Annotated in this window: 8 protein-coding genes; 3 read left to right on the top strand and 5 right to left on the bottom strand. The window is 52.1% G+C overall.

Translation table 11 applies throughout. From position 1 onward, the window contains the following. Nucleotides 1–373: glyceraldehyde 3-phosphate dehydrogenase NAD-binding domain-containing protein (locus ABJQ89_RS06010; protein WP_348495361.1), on the bottom strand; the 373-nt coding region annotated here is incomplete at its 3' end. Between the two features lie 118 nt (nucleotides 374–491). Here ABJQ89_RS06010 and ABJQ89_RS06005 point away from each other — a divergent pair. Further along, nucleotides 492–965, top strand: coding sequence for a transposase (locus ABJQ89_RS06005; RefSeq protein WP_348495360.1), 474 nt, complete (start codon nucleotides 492–494; stop codon nucleotides 963–965). A gap of 26 nt (nucleotides 966–991) precedes the next feature. On the opposite strand, the gene lepA is transcribed toward ABJQ89_RS06005, so the two are convergent. Next, nucleotides 992–2791 (bottom strand): translation elongation factor 4, encoded by a 1800-nt coding sequence (gene lepA, locus ABJQ89_RS06000; protein WP_348495359.1) that lies wholly within the window; start codon nucleotides 2789–2791, stop codon nucleotides 992–994. 199 nt (nucleotides 2792–2990) lie between these two features. On the opposite strand from lepA, the gene ABJQ89_RS05995 reads away from it, so the two are divergent. Both ABJQ89_RS05995 and ABJQ89_RS05990 read left to right on the top strand, forming a co-directional pair. Next, nucleotides 2991–3302 carry a hypothetical protein gene (locus ABJQ89_RS05995; RefSeq protein ID WP_348495358.1) on the top strand — a complete coding sequence of 104 codons (312 nt, stop codon included), beginning with the start codon at nucleotides 2991–2993 and terminating at the stop codon, nucleotides 3300–3302. Nucleotides 3303–3309: 7 nt separating this feature from the next. Beyond that, entirely contained in the window at nucleotides 3310–3996 is a 687-nt protein-coding gene (locus tag ABJQ89_RS05990) for an NAD-dependent deacylase (protein WP_348495357.1), read from the top strand. Between the two features lie 35 nt (nucleotides 3997–4031). Here the strand turns inward: ABJQ89_RS05990 and ABJQ89_RS05985 are convergent, their stop codons facing one another. The 3 genes from ABJQ89_RS05985 to rpmB all read right to left on the bottom strand — a co-directional run bounded on the left by ABJQ89_RS05985 (nucleotide 4032) and on the right by rpmB (nucleotide 5310). Continuing rightward, a complete protein-coding gene (locus ABJQ89_RS05985) occupies nucleotides 4032–4523 on the bottom strand; it encodes a copper chaperone PCu(A)C (RefSeq protein WP_348495356.1) in 492 nt (163 codons plus the stop codon). Nucleotides 4524–4568: 45 nt separating this feature from the next. Continuing rightward, entirely contained in the window at nucleotides 4569–4916 is a 348-nt protein-coding gene (locus ABJQ89_RS05980) for a hypothetical protein (RefSeq protein ID WP_348495355.1), read from the bottom strand. Nucleotides 4917–5019: 103 nt separating this feature from the next. After that, nucleotides 5020–5310 (bottom strand): 50S ribosomal protein L28, encoded by a 291-nt coding sequence (gene rpmB / locus ABJQ89_RS05975; protein ID WP_348495354.1) that lies wholly within the window; start codon nucleotides 5308–5310, stop codon nucleotides 5020–5022. Nucleotides 5311–5522 lie beyond the last annotated feature (212 nt).

Here is a 5522-nt window from a genome sequence, read left to right as displayed (position 1 = left end):
CGTTGCCGACCTTGACTGGGGCGGACACGATCACCTTCTTCACACCAGCAGAAAAATATGGGGCAAGCTTGGCTTCGGTCTTAAATGCACCGGTACAATCGATGACGACATCAACCCCATCCAGTGGGAGTTCCGTCAGATTTCGCGTTTTGCATAAAGGAAGCTTGGTTCCGTTTATGGAAATACTGTCGGTATCATAAGAAAAATCAGCATCCCAACGGCCATGCACCGTATCAAATTCTAGCAAATGGGCATGCATCTCAGGATCGCCTATCGCGTCGTTCAAAAATGCGATCTTAGCACCACCTTCAATCAGGGGGCGAAGTGCGAGTTTACCAATGCGGCCAAGGCCATTTATTGCATATGTTGTCATGTCTGTTCTCCTACCGCGCGTCTAGTCTTGTTATGTAACAGATATATGTAGGGTGCGTGGTATCACGCACCTTACGGGCGTTCATATGATCTTAATCTTGAACGCACACAACTTAGCCATGTCAAATTATCTTCGACCAAAAATTCCAGGCGCTACGATCTTCTTCACGGTCGGTCTACGAACTCATGGGAGCGATTTACTGCTCCGCGAAATTCATCTTTTGCGCAGCGCAGTGCAACGCACTTTGCGCGAAAGGCCGGTAACTGTGAATGCTTGGGTGGTGCTACCAGATCACATGCATTGCATTTGGACGTTGCCAGCAGAAGATCATGATTTTTCAACGCGATGGCGCGTCATCAAGTCCCGGTTTTCACATGGACTACCCAAAGGATCTCAACGATCCAGCGATCTCAAACGCAAAGAGCGCGGTATCTGGCATCGTCGTTTTTGGGAGCATCATATTCGCAGCAAGACTGATTTCGACGCGCATATGGACATGTGCTGGATGGATCCAGTGCGTCATGGATTGGTAAATCGCCCAGAGCACTGGGAGTTCACATCTTTTGCAAAGTTACAAAAAGTCACGGCGTAGGGTGCGTGATACCACGCACCTTACCATCAGTTATCCATCTTAAGCGCTGAGATAAATGCTTCTTGCGGGATATCCACTTTCCCGAATTGGCGCATCTTCTTCTTACCCGCTTTTTGCTTCTCGAGTAGCTTCTTCTTACGGGTCGCATCACCGCCATAGCATTTCGCGGTCACATCTTTGCGCATCGCAGACAGCGTTTCACGGGCGATAACCTTACCGCCAATCGCTGCTTGGATCGGAATCTTAAACATGTGGCGTGGGATCAAATCCTTGAGCTTCTCAACCATCGCCCGGCCACGCATTTCGGCGCGATCACGGTGCACCATCGTGGACAAAGCATCGACAGGTTCATCGTTCACAAGGATCGACATCTTCACAAGCATATCTTCGCGATAGCCCGTCATCTGATAATCAAAGGACGCATAGCCCTTCGTGACCGACTTCAGACGATCGTAGAAATCGAAAACAACTTCATTGAGCGGCAGATCATAGACCACCATCGCGCGCGTACCCGCATAGGTCAGGTCTTCCTGAATACCGCGGCGATCTTGGCACAGTTTCAGAACGTCGCCCAAGTACTCGTCCGGCACAAGAATAGTCGCCTTAATGCGCGGCTCTTCCAAGTGATCCACATAGGTCAAATCGGGCATATCAGCTGGGTTATGCAACTCCAGCATCTCACCGCTCTTCATATGAATGTGGTAGATTACAGACGGTGCAGTTGTGATCAGCTCAATGTTGTATTCGCGCTCGATCCGGTCGCGGATCACTTCCAAATGCAACAGACCCAAGAAACCACAGCGGAAACCAAACCCAAGCGCAGCAGATGTTTCCATCTCGAACGAGAAACTCGCATCGTTCAATGCAAGCTTATCAATCGCATCGCGCAGGTCTTCGAATTCAGCGCTATCAACCGGGAACAGGCCACAGAAAACAACTGGTTGCGCAGGCTTGAAGCCGGGCAGCGCTTCATCGGTGCCCTTCTTCTCATGGGTAATCGTATCACCCACACGTGTGTCGCGCACTTGTTTGATCGACGCGGTTAGAAAACCGATCTCGCCTGGAACCAGCTCATCAATCATTTCCATTTGTGGGCGGAACACCCCAATTCGATCCACATGGTGAATTGAATCATTAGACAGCATTTTGATCTTTTCGCCCTTCTTCAGAACGCCATCAATAATGCGCACCAGAACGATAACGCCAAGATAGGCATCATACCAACTGTCCACCAGCATCGCCTTCAGCGGTGCATCGCGGTCACCCGTCGGTGCGGGCAGTTGCGTGACAATCGCCTCGAGCGTTTCGTGAATCCCTTGGCCTGTTTTCGCAGACACCTGAATGGCGTCCGTCGCATCAAGACCAATGACATCTTCGATCTGTTCAGCAACGCGATCACAGTCTGACGCGGGCAAATCGATCTTGTTCAGGATCGACACGATCTCATGATCCGCATCCATTGCGTGATAGACGTTCGCGAGCGTTTGCGCCTCAACCCCTTGGGAGCTGTCTACAACCAGCAAAGAACCTTCAACCGCGCGCATGGAGCGGGAGACTTCATAAGCGAAATCGACGTGACCGGGGGTGTCGATCAGGTTCAGAACATAATCTTCACCATCGTCGGCCTTGTATTCGATACGAACCGTGTTGGCCTTAATGGTAATGCCGCGTTCACGTTCGATATCCATGCTGTCGAGCATCTGCTCTTGCATGTCACGATCCTTCACCGTGCCAGTCTCCTGGATCAGGCGATCAGCGAGTGTGGATTTCCCGTGGTCAATATGCGCCACGATGGAGAAATTACGGATTTTGCTCAGCTCTGTCATAGCTGGGATATGAGTGGGTTTTGCGCCTTGGTCAAGTGGCGCATGCGCGCATCGGTCTTTGACGTTTGAGCAAACTGACGCCGATCGCCTCAAAGAATTGAAACTTTGAGTATTTCGCGTTATATTAACCACGAAGGCAACCTGCATTCGAGACGATGGGCACCAAGACCTGCGCCGATGCCGGACACGAGGCAAAGCAATGAAACACCTTATTTTGACGCTCACAGTAGCGGCACTACTATCCCCTGCGCTTCCAGCTCAACTGGATGCGGGTCGAATTGCGCGCGAATGCGTGAAATCGGATCGCAAAGCTGCGAATCGCAGATTGTGCAACTGCATCGAAAAAGCAGCGCGCGGCACGTTGAAAAAATCAGATCACCAACTGGCATCGAGTTTCTTCAAAAACCCGCATCGCTCGCAAGAGATTCGCCAGTCAGACCGATCCAGTCACGAATCTTTCTGGAAGCGCTACAAAGAATTCGGCGCACGCGCTCAGCAAATGTGCTCTTAAGCCAGCCATGAAGAAAATCGTTATCCTAACAGGCGCTGGCATTTCTGCGGAAAGCGGGCTTGGCACCTTTCGTGATGAAGGGGGTCTTTGGGCGCAACACCGTATCGAAGATGTGGCGACGCCTGAGGGCTTTGCGCGCAATCCCGATCTTGTGCACGATTTCTACAACGCCCGCCGCGCTCAGGCACGAACAGCCAAACCAAATGAGGCGCATGTTGCCTTGGCTAAGCTAGAGCGTGAATTTCAAGGTGAATTGATCCTCGTTACGCAAAACGTCGATAGTTTGCATGCGGCCGCAGGTTCGCAACATGTGATGCATATGCACGGCTTTCTCGACGGTGCGCTCTGCGCGTCCTGTGATGCCCGTTGGCCTGCCCCCCTTGCGATGAACAAGACGATGAAATGCCCCACGTGCGCGGCGCAAACGACACGGCCGGACATCGTTTGGTTTGGCGAAATGCCCTATCAAATGGATGAGATTTATCACCACCTCAGCGAGGCAGATCTGTTCGCCGCCATCGGAACCTCCGGCAACGTGTATCCTGCCGCGGGTTTTGTTCAGGAGGCCAGCGCATTTGGTGCTCTGACAGTCGAGCTTAACCTCGAACCGAGTGCGGTCGTCTCTCAGTTCGAACAGACAATTTTCGGCAAAGCGAGCGCTTGTGTTCCCGAATGGGTCGAGAGCTTGCTGTAAAGTCAGGGGCAAACGCCCCCGACCCCATAAAAAGATCAGTGATCTTTGTGTTTATGCGCTTTATCGCCGTGTTCCATGCCGCCATGATCCTGACGTTCCAAATCAATCGGAACCTGAACCACAACATCGCCTGCTTTTTCAAAGGTCAGCGTAATTTCCACGCTTTCGCCTTGTACGAAATCTTGGTTCAAACCCATGAACATCACATGATCGCCGCCGCGCGCCAGACCATGCTTGCCACCGGCAGGAATCGCCAAACCCTCTTCGATTTCCATCATTTTCATGACGCCTTCGCCGAGGTCTTTGTGCGTGTGCAACTCAACGCGCTTCGCGACTTCAGACGCAACGCTGAGCAAACGATCATCTTCGCTTGAATGGTTCATAATTTGCATAAAGGCAGCGCCTGTCGGTGCGCCCGGACGCGCAGCGCGTGCATAGGCGTCATGGACCATAATACCTTCGGCAAATGCGGGTAAAGCGGTGGAAAGCGCAATCGCAATGGCAACGGTTTTCGAAGTGAAAGACATCTTTCATGTCTCCTTGTCTGGAATGAGTTTAATGATTTTTGATCGTTAAACTAAAACAGGCGGGGCCCGAGCATTCGGCGCGCCCAGCGACAAGGGCATAAAGTCAAATTGTGCGATCTTCGCGTCTGTACGGTGCCAGCGACCCATCGCAGATAACTCGATCGCGGGCACATCCAACGCCACGATCAAAGAACTTACAAAATCAGGGCAGAGCTGCGGCGGCGCAGTGGGTTCACCATGCTCATCAAAATAGACCATCACTGGCCCTGTGCCCGTGCAAATCACCATTTGCCCAGTCGCGTCTGGCATCGTGCGCGCAACGGCTGCACCTTGCGCCGTGAAGGCCACAAGAAGAGCGAGCAAGGCGCCCAATATATGCGAAGGCAATGTCATACCTCGGACCTATGCCTGCCCCCCAAAGAGATCAACAGACAAAACGAAGCACCCCGCAGCGCGGAGCTACGGGGTGCAAAACGTTCGAAATGTCGAAAAAGGCTTAGGCTGCTGCCGCTTGCGCTTTTGCGATTTCTTTTTTCACTTTCAACGCGCCGTCAGACAGCTCAGCGTCTTTTGCTTTTGCAAGGAACTGATCCAGACCACCACGGTGATCAACAGAGCGAAGCGCTGCTGCAGAGATCTTCAGCTTAACGCCGCGACCCAATGTTTCAGACTGCAACGTAACATCGTTCAAGTTCGGCAAGAACCGACGACGTGTACGGTTTTTAGCGTGGCTTACGTTGTTGCCCGTCATCGGGCCTTTTCCGGTCAATTCGCAACGGCGCGACATGGGCATTTCCTCGTGTTGTTTGTTGCAAAGCGAACCCTTGCGAACAAAAAATGGGCGCGGCTTTCGCCAGCGCGATAAATCTGTTCGGTCCTCCTAGGACTTTAACACATAGGCGTCAAGCGATTCACCGCGTCTTGCGTTGTCTTTTAGGTGACAGTTGTCAGCTCTTTTTGGCATGCCGTTCCAATTGGCCCGAATATGCCTTTGCTTTA

This window comes from Planktotalea sp. (genome assembly GCF_039984035.1).
Taxonomy (GTDB): Bacteria; Pseudomonadota; Alphaproteobacteria; order Rhodobacterales; family Rhodobacteraceae; genus Planktotalea.
The sequence above is the reverse complement of the archived record's forward strand: the minus strand, read 5'-3'. Positions and strand labels throughout refer to the sequence as shown.

Excerpts from the sequence above, each read along its gene's own strand:
- ABJQ89_RS05985 (WP_348495356.1), bottom strand. The coding sequence starts at position 4,523 with ATGTCTTTCACTTCGAAAACCGTTGCCATTGCGATTGCGCTTTCCACC.
- ABJQ89_RS05990 (WP_348495357.1), top strand. The coding sequence starts at position 3,310 with ATGAAGAAAATCGTTATCCTAACAGGCGCTGGCATTTCTGCGGAAAGC.
- ABJQ89_RS05980 (WP_348495355.1), bottom strand. The coding sequence starts at position 4,916 with ATGACATTGCCTTCGCATATATTGGGCGCCTTGCTCGCTCTTCTTGTG.
- ABJQ89_RS05995 (WP_348495358.1), top strand. The coding sequence starts at position 2,991 with ATGAAACACCTTATTTTGACGCTCACAGTAGCGGCACTACTATCCCCT.
- rpmB (WP_348495354.1), bottom strand. The coding sequence starts at position 5,310 with ATGTCGCGCCGTTGCGAATTGACCGGAAAAGGCCCGATGACGGGCAAC.
- lepA (WP_348495359.1), bottom strand. The coding sequence starts at position 2,791 with ATGACAGAGCTGAGCAAAATCCGTAATTTCTCCATCGTGGCGCATATT.
- ABJQ89_RS06005 (WP_348495360.1), top strand. The coding sequence starts at position 492 with ATGTCAAATTATCTTCGACCAAAAATTCCAGGCGCTACGATCTTCTTC.